Annotated in this window: 12 protein-coding genes and 1 tRNA gene; 3 read left to right on the top strand and 10 right to left on the bottom strand. The window is 64.0% G+C overall.

What is annotated here, in order from left to right:
* Positions 1 to 327: 327 nt before the first annotated feature.
* A tRNA-Phe gene (locus AACH55_RS21840) sits at positions 328 to 403 on the bottom strand.
* A gap of 85 nt (positions 404 to 488) precedes the next feature.
* Between AACH55_RS21840 and AACH55_RS21835 the strand changes: the two genes are divergently transcribed.
* Complete coding sequence (locus tag AACH55_RS21835) at positions 489 to 1,721, top strand: UbiH/UbiF family hydroxylase (protein ID WP_338716751.1); 1,233 nt, start codon at positions 489 to 491, stop codon at positions 1,719 to 1,721.
* Between the two features lie 182 nt (positions 1,722 to 1,903).
* Positions 1,904 to 2,671: a DsbC family protein gene (locus AACH55_RS21830; RefSeq protein WP_338716750.1), complete on the top strand. Its 768-nt coding sequence runs from the start codon at positions 1,904 to 1,906 to the stop codon at positions 2,669 to 2,671.
* 65 nt (positions 2,672 to 2,736) lie between these two features.
* Here AACH55_RS21830 and pth read toward each other — a convergent pair whose 3' ends face one another.
* Positions 2,737 to 3,315 carry an aminoacyl-tRNA hydrolase gene (gene pth, locus AACH55_RS21825; RefSeq protein ID WP_338716749.1) on the bottom strand — a complete coding sequence of 193 codons (579 nt, stop codon included), beginning with the start codon at positions 3,313 to 3,315 and terminating at the stop codon, positions 2,737 to 2,739.
* Between the two features lie 222 nt (positions 3,316 to 3,537).
* Here pth and AACH55_RS21820 point away from each other — a divergent pair, with 222 nt between their 5' ends.
* Positions 3,538 to 5,889 (top strand): Tex family protein, encoded by a 2,352-nt coding sequence (locus AACH55_RS21820; RefSeq protein WP_338716748.1) that lies wholly within the window; start codon positions 3,538 to 3,540, stop codon positions 5,887 to 5,889.
* Positions 5,890 to 6,029: 140 nt separating this feature from the next.
* Here AACH55_RS21820 and AACH55_RS21815 read toward each other — a convergent pair whose 3' ends face one another.
* The 8 genes from AACH55_RS21815 to pilM form a co-directional block, all read right to left on the bottom strand.
* Complete coding sequence (locus AACH55_RS21815; RefSeq protein WP_338716747.1) at positions 6,030 to 6,785, bottom strand: DUF5610 domain-containing protein; 756 nt, start codon at positions 6,783 to 6,785, stop codon at positions 6,030 to 6,032.
* A 420-nt stretch (positions 6,786 to 7,205) separates the two neighbouring features.
* On the bottom strand, positions 7,206 to 8,357 hold the full coding sequence (locus AACH55_RS21810) for a deoxyguanosinetriphosphate triphosphohydrolase (protein ID WP_338716746.1): 1,152 nt from the start codon (positions 8,355 to 8,357) through the stop codon (positions 7,206 to 7,208).
* A 2-nt stretch (positions 8,358 to 8,359) separates the two neighbouring features.
* On the bottom strand, positions 8,360 to 10,159 hold the full coding sequence (gene aroKB / locus AACH55_RS21805; RefSeq protein ID WP_338716745.1) for a bifunctional shikimate kinase/3-dehydroquinate synthase AroKB: 1,800 nt from the start codon (positions 10,157 to 10,159) through the stop codon (positions 8,360 to 8,362).
* 199 nt (positions 10,160 to 10,358) lie between these two features.
* Entirely contained in the window at positions 10,359 to 12,386 is a 2,028-nt protein-coding gene (gene pilQ / locus AACH55_RS21800; RefSeq protein ID WP_338716744.1) for a type IV pilus secretin PilQ, read from the bottom strand.
* Positions 12,383 to 13,024, bottom strand: a complete 642-nt coding sequence (locus AACH55_RS21795) for a hypothetical protein (RefSeq protein WP_338716743.1) — start codon at positions 13,022 to 13,024, stop codon at positions 12,383 to 12,385. The genes pilQ and AACH55_RS21795 overlap by 4 nt, the downstream gene beginning before the upstream one ends.
* Positions 13,021 to 13,608, bottom strand: a complete 588-nt coding sequence (locus tag AACH55_RS21790) for a hypothetical protein (RefSeq protein WP_338716742.1) — start codon at positions 13,606 to 13,608, stop codon at positions 13,021 to 13,023. The genes AACH55_RS21795 and AACH55_RS21790 overlap by 4 nt, the downstream gene beginning before the upstream one ends.
* Positions 13,605 to 14,159 (bottom strand): pilus assembly protein, encoded by a 555-nt coding sequence (locus tag AACH55_RS21785; protein WP_338716741.1) that lies wholly within the window; start codon positions 14,157 to 14,159, stop codon positions 13,605 to 13,607. Before AACH55_RS21785 ends, AACH55_RS21790 begins: the two co-directional genes overlap by 4 nt.
* Positions 14,160 to 14,167: 8 nt before the next feature.
* Positions 14,168 to 15,067, bottom strand: a complete 900-nt coding sequence (pilM, locus tag AACH55_RS21780; protein WP_338716739.1) for a pilus assembly protein PilM — start codon at positions 15,065 to 15,067, stop codon at positions 14,168 to 14,170.
* Positions 15,068 to 15,127 lie beyond the last annotated feature (60 nt).

The raw sequence follows: 15,127 nt of genomic DNA, 5'->3' as shown, positions 1-15,127 counted from the left end.
TTGCACAACGTTTGGAGTGCAATTCTCATTGTTTTTAATTATTGTTTTTCGGAAATAAATAGGAGCTACTTATGACGCTGCAAGAAGTGATCGACCAAGCGATTGGCGAGCGCACGCTTTACCGGACGGCGAAGGATTGGGGGATGAAATACGAGACTCTTCGGAAGTACGCACGGGAGGGGCGCGTACCTGACGCGAAGACGGCCTTGAAGATTGCGGATGATGCGCGAATTGATCGCGGGGAAATGCTCGCCTTGATGGCAGCAGCAGAGGAAACAAAAAAGGCAGCGACACTCGAGAGTGTCGCTGCCAATTCTGCTGAATCTTTGGTGGCCCGGGGCGGAATCGAACCACCGACACAAGGATTTTCAATCCTCTGCTCTACCAACTGAGCTACCAGGCCAAGACGGACAAGTATAGACACTTTAAAAAATTATGCAAGTCCTTTTTGAAAAATAGTTTTCGCCACCCCGTTTATAATCGCCGGCATGACTACCCAAGCACACACCCATTCCTCTTCGTCGGCTGCGGCTGGCACTGAAATCTGCATCGTCGGCGACGGCGCGGTCGGCAAGACGGCGGCGCTGGGGCTGGCCCAGGCGGGCTTCAAGGTGACCCTGCTGGCCCCCCCGCCTGCGACCGCCACGCCCGATCCCGCCAGCTGGGACGTGCGGGTCTACGCCCTCAACCACACCGCCCATCGCCTGCTGTCCTCGGTGCGCGTCTGGGATGCCATGGATGCCTCGCGCATCGCCCCTGTGGATAACATGACCGTGCACGGCGATGGCGTCCCAGAGAAAGCCCGGCCCGGCCTGCTCACCTTCGATGCCTATGCCGCCCGCACCGATGCCCTGGCCTGGATCGTCGAGGACCGCAACCTCGACCAGGCGCTGGACGCCGCCCTGCGCTTCGCCCCCAACGTGCGCGTGCTGCACGGCCGCGCCACCGCGCTGGCGGTGGCCGGTGAAACCGCCACGCTGACGCTGGAATCCGGCCAGTCGCTGTCGGCCTCGCTGGTGGTCGGTGCCGACGGTGCCAACTCCTGGGTGCGCGGGCAGTGCGATATCGGGCTCGATTACCGCAGCTACGGCCAGAACGCCATCGTCACCAATTTCTCCTGCGAGCTGCCTCATCGCGGCGTGGCCTATCAGTGGTTCAGCCCCACCGAAGGCGTGATCGCCCTGCTGCCGTTGCCGGGCAATCGCGTCTCGCTGGTCTGGTCTGCGCCCCAGGCGCTGGCCGATCAGTTGCTGCAGCTGCCGTTGTCGGCCCTGGCTGAGCGCCTGGCGCAATGGGCCAAGCCAGTGCTGGGCGCACTCACGCCGCTGCAGCCCGAAGTGGCCAAGGCCTTCCCGCTGCGCCTGATCAAGCCGCACGCGATGATCGCTCCGCGCGTGGCCTTGATCGGCGACGCCGCCCACGTGGTGCATCCCATGGCCGGGCACGGCATGAACCTGGGCTTCGGTGATGTGGCCGCGTTGATCGATATCCTGGTCAAGCGTGAACCGCAGTACGACTGCGGCGACGAGCGCGTGCTGCGCCGCTATGCCCGCGCCCGCAAGGAAGAAGTGCTGCTGATGCAGATCGCCACCGATGGTCTGCATCGCATCTTCTCCACCGAGGCCGAGCCGGTGCGCCTGGTGCGCAACCTCGGCATGAGCCTGGTCAACCGCCTGCCCATCCTGAAACGCCGCCTGATTGCGCACGCGCTGGGGCAGTAAGCGGCGCCGATTTCAGGTAAGGTAGGGCCTCTGGCGAAGCGCGGCCGCTGTCGTGGCTCTCTTCGCCAGCAAAACACTTCCCCCCGACATTATTGAAAGACATGTGCGAACCCAGTCCTGGCGCGGCTTTGCGGCCGATGCTCCGAAGATTGGAAGCGCGTTTGATTTGAATCAGGACGAGTATGAAAAAATTTTTGACCGCAGGTGCGAGTTCCTTGCGCCATCTGAGCATGGCGGCGCTGCTGCTGGCTTCCACCCTGGTGGGCATGAGCGCCCACGCGCAAGCCGAGGCCGCCGACAGCACCGAGGCCACCATCAAGAAGCTGATCGAACCGCGCCTGGGCAAGGATGCGAAGGTCGATTCGGTGACCAAAACGCCCTATGCCGGCCTGTATGAAATCCAGATCGATGGCGACGTCATCTATACCGATGCCAAGGCCCAGTACCTCTTCATCGGCCGCGTGGTCGATGCGCAGAGCTACCGCGACTACACCAAGGAAAAGATCGAGTCGCTGAACCAGGTGCCGTTCTCGGCGCTACCGCTGGGCAAGGCCATCAAGACCGTCAAGGGCAACGGCAAGCGCGTCATCGCCATCTTCGAAGATCCCAACTGCATCTACTGCAAGCGCCTGCACAAGACCCTGCAGGAAGTGGACAACATCACTTACTACACCTTCCAGTACAACATCCTCTCGCCGGACTCCATCGTGAAGTCGCGCAACATCTGGTGCGCGCCCAATCCGAGCAAGGCATGGAACGAATGGATGGTCAGCGGCAAGGAAGCACCCGCTGCCGCCGCCTCCTGCAATGCCCCGCATGAAGAGGTGCTGGCCCTGGGCAAGAAGCTCAAGGTCACCGGCACGCCGACTATCTTCTTTACCGATGGCTCGCGCATCCCGGGTGCGGTCGATGCCAAGGGACTGGAACAGAAACTGTCCTCGCTGAAGTAAGCGGACAAAGAAAAAGGGCGCTCGTATGCGGGCGCCCTTCGTTCATCCTTGCTCTGCAGGGGGGCTTACTTCCCGGTATGCAATTCCATCATCGCCTGTTCGAACTTGCCCTGTACCAGCAGGGCAATGATGTTGAGGCTCTTGTCCAGCGCCTCGTTGATCAGCGCCTGTTCTTCCTTGCGCGGCCGATGCAGCACGAAGTCGGCCACCGGCTGCTGCAGGCCCAGCGTGCGCGGATGGCCGATGCCCAGGCGCAGGCGCCAATAGTCCTGCGTGCCGAGGGCGGCGGTGATGTCCTTCAATCCATTGTGCCCGCCCGAGGAACCGCCTTTCTTGATCTTGGCCGCGCCCGGTGGCAGATCGAGTTCATCATGCACCACCAGCACTTCATCCGGATTGATCTTGTAGAAGCGCGCCAGTGCACCGACCGACTGGCCGGAGCGGTTCATGTAGGTCTGCGGTTCCAGCAGCCAGACTTCATTGCCGGCGATGCTGGTCTTGCCCGCCAGCGCGTTGAAGCGCTGCTCGCGTGTCAGGCGCACCGGACCGGCGAGGTTGTCGACCAGCCAGAAGCCGGCGTTGTGGCGGGTTTGTTCGTATTCCGGGCCGGGGTTGCCGAGACCGACGATGAGACGGATGGACATGGTGCAAAAAGACGAGGACGCGCGATGCGAAAGCGTCGATTATCCCGGCTTTGGCCGCCGCCGTCCAATTCCCCACGCGCCGGATCTGCCCGCGCGGCCTGCTTTGGCGTGCAATCGGGCAATGTCAAGATTGGCGTGGCTGCCTGAATTGCGTATCATCCAACGCTTGTTTTTGCTCACCGCATAACCGCTTAATTGCTTAACTGTTGACTGGGTTTCACCATGCTGCCTTCTATCGAACAACGACTCGCCCTCGAACTCGCCGCCAAGCCGGTTCAGGTCGCTGCCGCCATCGCCTTGCTGGACGAAGGTGCCACCGTTCCCTTCATCGCCCGCTACCGCAAGGAAGTTACCGGCGGCCTGGACGATGTACAACTGCGTTTGCTGGAAGAACGCCTGCGTTATCTGCGCGAACTGGAAAGCCGCCGCGCCGCGATCATCGCCTCCATCGAAGAGCAGGGCAAGATGACGCCCGTGCTGCTGGACGCCATCACCCACGCGGAAGACAAGACCCGCCTGGAAGACCTCTACCTGCCCTACAAGCCCAAGCGCCGCACCAAGGCCCAGATCGCCGCCGAAGCCGGCCTGACCGAACTGGCCGATGCGCTGTTGAACGATCCGACCCTGAATCCGGAAGAAGAAGCGGCCAGGTTCATCAAGCCCGCCTTCACCACCGACAATGGCGACAACCCTGGCGTGCCCGATACCAAGGCGGCGCTGGATGGCGCACGCCAAATCCTCATGGAGCGCTTCTCGGAAGACGCCGAGCTGCTGCAGAGCTTGCGCGAATACCTCACCGAGCACGGCGTGGTCGAATCCAAGGTGATCGAAGGCAAGCAGGATGCCGGTGAAAAATTCGCCGACTACTTCGATTATTCCGAAACCTATTCCACCATCCCCTCGCACCGCGCGCTGGCCTTGTTCCGTGGCCGTCGCGAAGAAATGTTGAACGTGGTGCTGCGCCTGGACAGCGAAGAAGAAAAGCCGAAGTGGGACGCTCCGCACAACCCCTGCGAAGGTCGCATCGCTTCGCGCTTTGGTGTCTCCAACAAGGGCCGTGCTGCCGACAAGTGGCTCTCCGATACGGTGCGCTGGGCCTGGCGCGTGAAGGTCTTCATGCACCTCGAAACGGAGCTGATGACCACCCTGCGCGAGAAGGCCGAGGCCGAAGCCATCAACGTCTTCGCCCGCAACCTGAAGGATCTGCTGCTGGCCGCACCGGCCGGCCCGCGCGCCACCATGGGCCTGGACCCCGGTCTGCGTACCGGCGTGAAGGTCGCTGTCGTGGACGCCACCGGCAAGGTCGTGGCCACCGACACCATCTATCCGCACCAGCCGCGCAATGACTGGAATGGTTCGCTGCATACCCTGTCGCAACTGGCCGAGAAGCACAATGTCTCGCTGATCTCGATCGGCAATGGCACCGCCTCGCGTGAAACCGACAAGCTGGCCCAGGACCTCATCAAGCTGCGCCCGGAACTCAAGCTCACCAAGATCGTGGTGTCCGAAGCGGGCGCATCGGTGTATTCGGCCTCCGAATTCGCCTCCAAGGAATTGCCGGATCTGGACGTGTCGCTGCGCGGCGCGGTCTCGATTGCGCGCCGCCTGCAGGATCCGCTGGCCGAGCTGGTCAAGATCGATCCCAAGTCGATTGGCGTGGGCCAGTACCAGCACGATGTGAGCCAGACGCAACTGGCGCGCTCGCTGGATGCGGTGGTGGAAGACTGCGTGAACGCGGTGGGAGTCGATGTGAACACGGCTTCCGCGCCCCTGCTGGCGCGCGTCTCCGGGCTTAACGCCAGCGTGGCGCAGAGCATCGTGTCCTACCGCGATATGAAGGGTATGTTCAATTCGCGGGCAGCCCTGCGCGAAGTGCCGCGCCTGGGCGAGAAGACCTTCGAGCAGGCCGCCGGCTTCCTGCGCGTGATGAATGGCGAGAACCCGCTGGATGCCTCCGCAGTGCACCCGGAATCCTATCCGCTGGTGCAAAAGATCCTGGCCGACATCAAGAAGGATGTGAAGAGCGTGCTGGGACAGACCGCCTTGCTCAAGAGCCTGTCGCCGGCCAAGTATGCCGATGAGAAGTTCGGCGTGCCCACCGTCACCGACATCCTGAAGGAACTCGACAAGCCCGGCCGCGACCCGCGTCCGGAGTTCACCACCGCCACCTTCAAGGAAGGCGTGGAAGAGATCAAGGACCTGCGCGTGGATATGATCCTGGAAGGCGTGGTCACCAACGTGGCGGCCTTCGGTGCCTTCGTGGACATCGGCGTGCATCAGGATGGCCTGGTCCACATCTCGGCGCTGTCCAACAGCTACGTGAAGGACCCGCACACCGTGGTCAAGGCTGGCCAGGTGGTCAAGGTCAAGGTGCTGGAAGTGGACGAGAAGCGCAAGCGCATCGCCCTGACCATGCGCCTGAACGACACCGCCCCGGCTCCGGGTGCGCGCAATGAACAGCGCGGCGACCGCACCGATTCGCGCCGCCTGTCGCAACACCAGAACCAGCGCGGCCGCGAGCAGGCACCGGCCAACAACGCGATGGCGGCGGCGTTTGCGAAGTTGCGTGGGTGATGTTTTGCAGGTATCGAGAGCGGTTTTTTCGTAGCTTATAGATACAATGAAAACTTAGTAAAAAGAGGCTGTTTCCTTATGGAACAGCCTCTTTTTTATTAGATTTTAAGAGAAGAAGTTGGATGCTACGGAAAGGCCGATCAGGCGCTCGTACTGATCCGCGTCTGGCTCACCGACACCGAAATGCTCACCGTCGTCTCGCTGGCCACCACCGTGCCGCCCTGGCCATCAGCGTTGCCATCGCTGCCCGCACCGTCCTCACCCTCCGGCTTGCCACCCTTGACCTTGTTGATGAAGTCGCCCAGCGCCTTCTGCACCAGGTCATAGGTCTTGTCGATGTTGCTGGCGATATCGCCTTGCAGGACGTTGAGGCTCTCCAGGATGCCGCGTGCTTCCTTGAAACCCTGGTCCACGCCCTTGAAGATGAGGTTCATGTAGTCATCGATGTTGCTGGCATCGTCCTTGTCCGGGTTGTTTTTCTTGTAGAGGTCGAACATGTTGGTGATGAAGGAGACGATGCGTCCGGCCGTGGCTTCAGGGGAATTGTCCTGCTTTGCTGCGGTCTGGATGGCGTTGTCGCCCAGCTGCGGTCGCAGGATGTCGTTGATGTTTTCGATGGCGGTCTTGTAGACCAGCGCCAGGGGATCGTTCTGGGTCTGCAGCGAGACTTCCAGCGATGACTGCACGATGGACAAGTTGAACTGCGCCTTGGCACCGCTGACCGTGAGCAGGTTGGACTGGCGGGCCTCGGCGATCTTGTCGCCGCTGGTGCTCTCACCCGCAGTCGCGGGCAGCTTGTCGCTGGCCGATAGGCTTGCCGGAGTCGACGCGTTGGATGAGTTGGTGGCGGGCAGCAGGGACTGGCTGTCCACGCCGGTGGTGTTGCCGATAGCCATGACGGTCTCCTGAAAATGAAAGGGGATCCGGGCATCAAGGGGGAAGACGGATCCAGCGAAGCAGGGCTGCGCACCATGCGCATCCACTCCGTTCCTGCATAACGGCCCGTTCAAAGCGGACTTGATATTGACAGAAATTTACATGTGGCAGTTTCAGCGCTGATGCGCTTGTCGCTGCGGTCGGCCATTTGTCCAAGATGATGAAAACCCTTGCCGGGCAAGGGTTTGCGGCGAGTCGTCACGTGCCGTCAAGCCGAGTCGGGCGTGAAAATAATATGGAAGAAAAATGTAACGAGATGTGGAAGGTCGAGGGCTTGAGGCGTGTTCTTGCGGACGTGCAATGAAATCACCCGCAAATTCATCAAGGAGGTGCCGGGAGAAAACGCAGCGTATCGAAACGCTGCGTTCAGTGTTGCGGATTCACTCCATGACGAACAGACGACGGTGTTCGCGGATCGCATAGCGGTCTGTCATGCCGGCGATGTAATCGGCGACCTTGCGGGCCTGCTTGTCGAGACGCTGGGTGTCGTCGGCAACGTTCTTGACCTGATAATCCGGCGGCAGCAGGTTGGGCTGGGCGATGAAGGCTTCGAACATTTCGGCGATGATGCGGCGCGCCTTGGCCGTCATGCGGTTGACCTGGTAATGACGGTAGAGCTTCTCGCGCAGGAATTTCTTCAGTATCGCCGCTTCGGCCGCCATGGCGTCGGAGAAGGCGATCAACTGCGGTGCATTGCGCACGTCCTCGATGTCGCGCGGAGCGATCTCGGCGATGCGGCTGCGCGAGGTCTGGTTCAGGTCGACGATGAGCGCATTGATCATGCGGCGGACCGTCTCATGGATCATGCGGCGGCCGGTGATGCCGGGGTAGGTTTGTTCGACCTCGCGCAGATGGCGCGCAAAGAAATCGACTTCGCTCATCAGTTCCATCGTCAGCAATCCGGAACGCAGGCCGTCGTCGATGTCGTGGTTGTTGTAGGCGATCTCGTCGGCCAGGTTGGCCAGTTGCGCTTCCAGCGAGGGTTGCTTCTTCTCCAGGAAGCGCAAGCCGATCTCGCCCAGCTGGCGTGCATTGTGCAGGGAGCAGTGCTTGAGGATGCCCTCGCGCGTCTCGAAGGTGAGGTTCAGCCCATCGAAAGCGCCATAGTGCTGCTCCAGCTCATCCACCACGCGCAGGCTCTGCAGGTTGTGCTCGAAACCGCCGTGATGCTTCATGCAGTGATTCAGCTCATCCTGGCCGGCGTGGCCGAAGGGCGTATGGCCCAGGTCGTGGGCCAGCGAGATGGCTTCCACCAGGTCTTCGTTCAGTTGCAGGTTGCGCGCGCAGGAGCGGGCGATCTGCGCGACTTCGATGCTGTGGGTCAGGCGGGTGCGGAACAGGTCGCCTTCATGATTGACGAAGACCTGGGTCTTGTATTCGAGACGGCGGAAGGCGGTGGAATGGACGATGCGGTCACGGTCGCGCTGGAACTCGCTGCGCGAACCGGGTGGGGTTTCACTGTAGCGCCGGCCTCGCGAACTTGCCGAGTGGGCGGCATAGGGGGCGAGATGGTCGGGCGCTTCAGTGTGCATGCTTATTCTCCGGTGCAGGCCGCCAGGGTTTGCAAGAGCAGTTCCTGCGGCGCGTTGGTGATCAGGGGGCTTCCCAGCGGCTTGATCAGGATGAACTTGATCGCGCCGCCTTCGTTCTTCTTGTCCACTTCCATCAGGTCCAGCCAGCGTTCGGTGCCCAGGTCCGGCGCCACCGTCGGCAGGCCGACAGCGGCAGTGACGGCACGGATGCGCTCACGCGTGGCGCCATCGATGTAGCCCAGGCGCTGCGACAGATCGGCCGCCATCACCATGCCGCAGCCTACCGCTTCGCCATGCAGCCATTGACCATAGCCCAGACCATTCTCGATGGCATGGCCGAAGGTATGGCCGAAGTTGAGGATGGCGCGCAGGCCGCCTTCACGCTCGTCCTGGCGCACCACTTCGGCCTTGATCTCGCAGGAACGCTGGATGGCATAGGCCAGGGCGGCGTCATCCTTGGAGACCAGGCGGTCGATATTGGTTTCGATCCAGTCGAAGAAGGGCGCATCGATGATGGCGCCGTGCTTGATGACTTCGGCAATGCCGGCCGACAGTTCGCGCGCCGGCAGGGTGTGCAGCGTGGCGGTGTCGGCGATGACGGCCTGCGGCTGGTAGAACGCACCGATCATGTTCTTGCCCAGCGGATGGTTGATGCCGGTCTTGCCGCCCACTGACGAATCCACCTGCGACAGCAGCGTCGTGGGCACTTGCACGAAGGGTACGCCGCGCATGTAGGACGCCGCCGCAAAGCCGGTCAGGTCGCCGATCACGCCGCCGCCCAGGGCGATGAGGGTGGTCTTGCGGTCGCACTTGTCGGCCAGCAGGCGATCGAAGATCTTCATCAGGCTGGACCAGTTCTTTTCTTCTTCGCCATCGGGCAGCACGATCTCGGTGACCTGCTTGCCGGCCGCGCGCAGCGCGTGTGCCACCTTGTCGAGGTAGAGCGGACCCACCTTGTCGTTGGTGACGATGGCCACGCGCTTGCCCTTGACGTATTGCGGCAGCAGGCTGGCGTCATCCAGCAGGCCACGGCCGATGTGGATGGGATAGCTGCGCTCGCCCAGGTCGACGTTGAGGGTGAGGGCGGCGATCGAAGTAGCGGCGGGGGCGGTGTTCTGGTTCATGCTGCGAAGGCTGGGTTCGGCGCTGGCGGCGCCATGAAGGATCTGGGTGGAGTGGCTGCTGGAGAGCGTGGTGGTGCCATCAGCGGCCTGGGTCAGGATGGCGCTGCTGGTCTCGAATACGACGGTTTCGTCAGGTTCTGGAACGGGTTGCCAGGTGCCTTCCTTGGGCGAGAGTTCGAGGTGGCTGATGATGGTCTGCACCAGGAACTGCACATTGGGCCGGTTGGTCTCGACCACGAAATCGGCCACTTCGCGATACAGCGGATCACGCTGACGCGAGAGCTCTTCGAGCTTGCGGCGCGGATCGGCGGTCTGTAGCAGCGGGCGGTTCTTGTCGCGCCCGGTGCGCTGCAGGATCTGGTTGATGCTGGCGCGCAGGTAGACGACGGTGCCGCCTTTCTTGAGGTTGTCACGATTCTCGGCGCGCAGGACGGCGCCGCCGCCCGTGGCCAGCACGATGTCGGGCAGGGCCGCCAGCTCGCGGATCACCTCGGCTTCGCGGCGGCGGAAGTTTTCCTCGCCCTCGATCTCGAAGATCACCGGGATGGTGGCGCCGGTCCGCGCTTCGATTTCGTGGTCCGAATCGACGAAACGCTTGTTCAGCTTTTTGGCCAGGGCCCGGCCTATGGTGGTCTTGCCGGCTCCCATCAGGCCGACAAGGAAGATGCTTCCAGTCATATCTAAGAATTCTGCGCTCTGCGCTACTGGCCAATGTCACGGCGCCGCACGTCTGCCGGCACGGTCGCCTGCCGCCCGGTGGACGGCTGCCAGGCCGGCTGCGGGCGGGCTTGCGCCCGGCGCGCCGGGCCTGGAACAGCGATTTTACCGTCCTTTGCCCCGCCACCGGGGAAAAATCCCGTCTGCCGGGGCGTCCGGCTCAATACGGGCGCGGCGCGGCGACGATGCGGGGCGTCAGGAAGATCAGCAGCTCGGTCTTGTCGCGCACCTTGCGCTGGCTGCGGAAAAGCGCGCCCAGTACCGGGATTTCACCCAGCAGCGGCACCCGGGTCTCATGGTCGTTGTCGGTCTGGGTATAGATGCCGCCGATGACCACGGTGCCGCCGTCCTCGACCTGGACCTTGGTCTTGATGTGCTTGGTGTTGATGGCCAGCCCGCCGGGCGTGATGTTGCCCCGACTGTCCTTGTTGACGTCCACGTCGAGGATCACGTTGCCGTCCGGGGTGATCTGGGGCGTGACTTCCAGCTTCAGGTTGGCTTTCTTGAAGGCGGTGGCGGTGCTGCCATTGCCAGCGGATTGCTGGTAGGGAATTTCTTCACCCTGCTCGATCAGCGCGGCCTGCTGGTCGGCCGTGATCAGGCGCGGACTGGAGACGATCTTGCCGCGTCCGTCGGCTTCCAGCGCCGACAGTTCTACATTGAGGAAGCGCTGGGCCGCCGCATTGAAGAGGGTGAAGGCGAAGCTGCCGGGCACCGCGCCGCTGAGAGGCTCGGCGCGCAGGTTCAGAGCCGGTTCGCGCAGGTAGAGATCGGGCGTGGCCGGTGTCTGTCCGCTCTGCTCGCCGATGGCGGCATAGCCATTGCCCACGGCGGCCCCGCGTGTGGTGGCCGCCAACCCCAGCTTGACGCCCAGGTTGCGCGAGAAACTGTCATCGGCCTCGACGATACGGGCTTCGATCAGGACCTGGCGCGAGGCCACGTCGATGCGCTCGATCAGCTTGCGTACATTGGCCAGCACGGCGAGGGTATCGGTGACCAGCAACTGGTTGGTGTGGCTGTCGATCAGGGCGCTGCCCCGGCGCGAGAGCAGGGCATTGCGGCGATTGGCCTGGGTGCTGCCGTCTTCGCCGATGCCCAGCGCCTTGCGCAAGGTGTCTGCGCGCTGGTAATTGAGCTGGAAGCTCTCGGCGTGCAGCGGTTCCAGATCGGCGATCATGGCTTTCTGTTCCAGCTCCAGCCGTTCGCGCGCCAGCATCTCGTCGCGCGGCGCGATCCACAGCACCTCGCCATGGCGACGCATTTCCAGGCCCCTGGCCTGCAGGATCAGGTCCAGTATCTGGTCCCAGGGCAGGTCCTTCAGGCGCAGGCTCAACTGGCCCGACACCGTATCACTGGCCACGATGTTCACGCCGCTGTGCTCGGCCAGCACCTGCAGGGCGGTGCGCACGTCGATGTTCTGGAAATTCAGCGACAGCCGCTGACCGCCGTAGCTCTTGCCTTCCGGCAAGCCCGCTGTCGCGCTGCCTGCACTGACAGGCAATACGTCGATCATCAGCCGCTGCCGGGTCTGGTAAGCCTGGTAGCGCCATGGGCCCTGCATTTCCAGCACCAGGCGTGCGCCATCCTGATGGGAAAGTGCGGTGTATTGCGTGACCGGCGTGCCCAGTTGCCCGGTTTGCACTTGCCGCCGCAGCGCCAGTGGCACGGTGGCCCCGGCGATGTCGGCAATCAGCCGGCCACCGAGCTGGCGTACTTGGACGGTGTGCTCGCTGCTGCCCATTTCCACGCTCAGGCGCGCCTCACCCAGCGTGCCACGGCGCAGGTCAATCGATTGCAGTGCTGCCGGATCGGGCGCGGGGCGCAGTGCCAGTTCTACCATCAGGCGATCTTCCCCGGCGCGCAGGCGATGCGTGAAGGGCTGCTTGAGGGAGACCTGCAGGCGCAGGCGTTCATCGTCTGCCGCGAGCTGGATGCGCTTGACCAGGCCGCTGCCGGCCATGGTGCGGGCGAGCGTTTCAGCGGCGCTGGTCTGAGGCAGATCGAGCACCAGCTGGGGCGGATCGATCAGCTGGAAAGCCTCGACCTGGGCCGGCTCCAGCGGATCTTGCAGGCGCAGTTCCAGCGTAGCGCCGTCGCTGCCCGGGTGGATGTGGATGGCCAGCAGGCGGTTGCCGGCGGTGGCGGCCTGGCTCAGCAGCAGGATGAGCAGGAGCAGGATCCTCTTCATGGTGTGACTCCGGGACGAATCAGGCGGCGCCGGGGACCCCGGCCATTGCGAGCAGGCGGGCGTGAAGGCGCGAGTGTCATGGGGCTCGGCGTCGGCAGGGTGGTCATGGCGATGGTCTGTGGTTGGCCATCATGACCGATGTCGATGGCCTCTTCGCGTACCGCCAGCACGCGGCCTAGTCCGTCAGGCAGCGCATCTCCGGCCTGCAATTGCCGGGTTGCGCCTTTCAGTTCGGCGATGGCGATCCACTCCTGGTCGCGGCGCAGCGTGCCCAGCAGGCGTAGGGTGGGGGCGGGTGCTGAGACGGCAACGGCGGGCACGGCGACCTGGGCTGGGCCGCCTTCATCGTCGTCGTCGTGCTCACGAACGCGAGGGGCGGCGCGCCTGGACGGGATGGCAGGTGCGAATTCACTGAGCCGGAAGGGATCGGGCAATTCAGCGTGGTCGCGGTTGTCCGTCTCATCAGTGGACGGTGCGGGAAGCACGGCCGGGGCGGCCCGAGCTGCCGCCGATTGTTGTGTTTGCTCGCGCCACGCTTGGGTGGCTTTCACTTCATCGGGATGGTCAACGGCCAGCACGGCGCCATACACAACGCCCGCCAGCAACAGCGGCAGCAATGCCAGCCAGAGCAGGCTCATGGTGCGGACTCCTTCGACTCCGTGGACGAGAGGGGGAGGGCCAGGGGAGCGCTGACGGTGGCATTCATCTGCAGCACTGCCTGGCCGCCTTGGTCCGTCACGCTGATGTCGAGCCGTTCGAACAGCACCGGCAGAGGCTGACTGCTTACCAGTTCGACGAAGCGCAGCAGGCCGGCATGGCTGCCGCGCAGCACAATGGTGGCAGTCAGCTTGCCGCTCAAGGGCTTGAAGGATTCCAGCGTCAGCCCGCATTCACCGGCGCGGCGGGCCAGCTTGGCTTGCAGCAGGTCCGGCTGTGCCTGGTCGGCTGGCCAGATCTGCGGCTGCTGCCCGGCCAGTTGTATGGTCAGCGTGCGTTCGCGGGATTGCAGGGCCGGCTGCTGCCCAATTTGCATCAGCGCCGCCTGGTACTGCAGACGCAGGTCCTGCTGACGCTGGCGCGCTGCCTGCCGGCGGTCGTCCAGTTCGGTCACGGCCATCAGCACGCCGCTGGCCGCCACCAGCAGCATGACCAGCATCCACAGCACCAGGCGTGCAGCCAGCGGCCAGTGGGCGGGATGGGTGGACCAGCGGTTCTGGCTCACGGTGCGGCTCCCCCGGATGCAGGAAGCGACGGGACCAGAGGGATGGCCAGGGTGAAGGCGTAGGCACCGTCTTCGGCCTGCAGGTCATGCAGGGTGCTCCCCTCCAGTCCGGCGGCGGCGAGGGCGGCCGCAAAATCGCGGACTTCCTCGGCGCTGGCGGCCTGGCCCCGCAATTCACCGCGGTCGCCTTGCAGCAGGATGCGCTGCAGGCGGATGCTGCTGCGGCTCGCCTGTGCGGCTTGTGCCGCTGCCCGCAGCAGCAGTCCGGCCTGGTGACGGCGCCGGCCGAGCTGCTGGTGGCTGCCGAGCTGCTTTTCCAGCGCGGCAATCCGGCTGCGCAAGACGGAAGCTTGCTTTGCCTGCGGTGCCAAGGCTTGCAATTCTCCTGTCAGCAGGTCATTGGCCTCCTGCAGGGACGCCGTGTGCAAGACGATGCGCACGCCCGGCAAAGCCGCCAGCGTGACGCCCAGCAGCAGGGCGCAGGCGAGCATGCGATAGAAATCCTGTTCACGTGAGCGCCTCCGCTGCGCCGGCGAGCGTGAAAAATCCATGCCGCATCTCATGCCAGTCCCTCCCAGGCCAGTGCCAGTGCAAGGTGATAATCGGCGGGCATCTGCGCGGCGATCTGCGGTGCCAGTATCAGCGAGGAGGGGGGCGTGGCCACGCGCGCTTCCAGTCCCGCGTATTTGGTGAAGGCACGCGCAAGCGCTGCCAGTGCAGGATGGTCGCCGCTGAGCAGCAGCCGGCGCGGCAGTGGCTTGAGCAGCGGCGCGGCCTGGGCCAGCAAGGCCAGGTGGGCCGTGCTGGCGGCCACGGGCGGCATGGCATGGCTGGGGCCTTCGCCATGCAGCAGCCACCGGCCGCTACGGTCCAGCCGCAGCACGGCGTTCTGGTCGGCCCGCCCGTCTTCGCGCAGCCAGGCCGCCAGGCAGAGGTCTTCCGGCGCCAGCGTGGCCAGCGGACGACCGATGGCCGCGGCCAGAGAAAGGCGGTCTTCGATGGCCAGCCGTGAGGCCGCCACGGCCAGCACCTGCTGGTCCAGCGGAGAACCCGGCTGCGGGCCGAGTTCGCGGTAATCCAGTGCATGGTCATCGGTGCTGATGCCGTGGGCGGCCATCTCGCTGTGCACCTGCTGCAGGCGCTGCACCGGATGAGCTCCGGCCGGTAGTACCAGACGCTGGCCGATGAGGCAGCGGGCAGGAACGGCCAGCGCCACGGTGGCACGCTCGCAGCCGGGTTGCTCCAGCAGGGACCGGCAGATCAGGACCAGCGCGTCGAAATCGGTGATCTGCCCGTCCTGGCAGATCACCCCGCCCGTGAGCCGCTGGGTCACCCACAGCAGTTGCGCGCGCTGGCCGGTGCGGCGCAACAGCGCCAGGCGCACGCGGTCGGGGGCGATATCCAGCCCTGCGCACAGGCGCGTGGTGCCGGGGCCAAAGAAAAGGGGGAAGCCAGCCATATGCAGTTCTCTTGCAAAAGGAAGCTTCGGATTGTCCGGCCGGCGCGGCGAGGCGGGAAT

Origin of the sequence: Herbaspirillum sp. DW155 (assembly GCF_037076565.1) — a bacterium.
GTDB lineage: Bacteria > Pseudomonadota > Gammaproteobacteria > Burkholderiales > Burkholderiaceae_D > Herbaspirillum.
The sequence above is the reverse complement of the archived record's forward strand: the minus strand, read 5'-3'. Positions and strand labels throughout refer to the sequence as shown.

Coding starts and splice junctions, on each gene's coding strand:
- aroKB (WP_338716745.1), bottom strand. CDS start 10,159: ATGACTGGAAGCATCTTCCTTGTCGGCCTGATGGGAGCCGGCAAGACC.
- pilQ (WP_338716744.1), bottom strand. CDS start 12,386: ATGAAGAGGATCCTGCTCCTGCTCATCCTGCTGCTGAGCCAGGCCGCC.
- AACH55_RS21785 (WP_338716741.1), bottom strand. CDS start 14,159: ATGGATTTTTCACGCTCGCCGGCGCAGCGGAGGCGCTCACGTGAACAG.
- AACH55_RS21795 (WP_338716743.1), bottom strand. CDS start 13,024: ATGAGCCTGCTCTGGCTGGCATTGCTGCCGCTGTTGCTGGCGGGCGTT.
- AACH55_RS21810 (WP_338716746.1), bottom strand. CDS start 8,357: ATGCACACTGAAGCGCCCGACCATCTCGCCCCCTATGCCGCCCACTCG.
- AACH55_RS21820 (WP_338716748.1), top strand. CDS start 3,538: ATGCTGCCTTCTATCGAACAACGACTCGCCCTCGAACTCGCCGCCAAG.
- pilM (WP_338716739.1), bottom strand. CDS start 15,067: ATGGCTGGCTTCCCCCTTTTCTTTGGCCCCGGCACCACGCGCCTGTGC.
- AACH55_RS21815 (WP_338716747.1), bottom strand. CDS start 6,785: ATGGCTATCGGCAACACCACCGGCGTGGACAGCCAGTCCCTGCTGCCC.
- AACH55_RS21835 (WP_338716751.1), top strand. CDS start 489: ATGACTACCCAAGCACACACCCATTCCTCTTCGTCGGCTGCGGCTGGC.
- AACH55_RS21830 (WP_338716750.1), top strand. CDS start 1,904: ATGAAAAAATTTTTGACCGCAGGTGCGAGTTCCTTGCGCCATCTGAGC.
- pth (WP_338716749.1), bottom strand. CDS start 3,315: ATGTCCATCCGTCTCATCGTCGGTCTCGGCAACCCCGGCCCGGAATAC.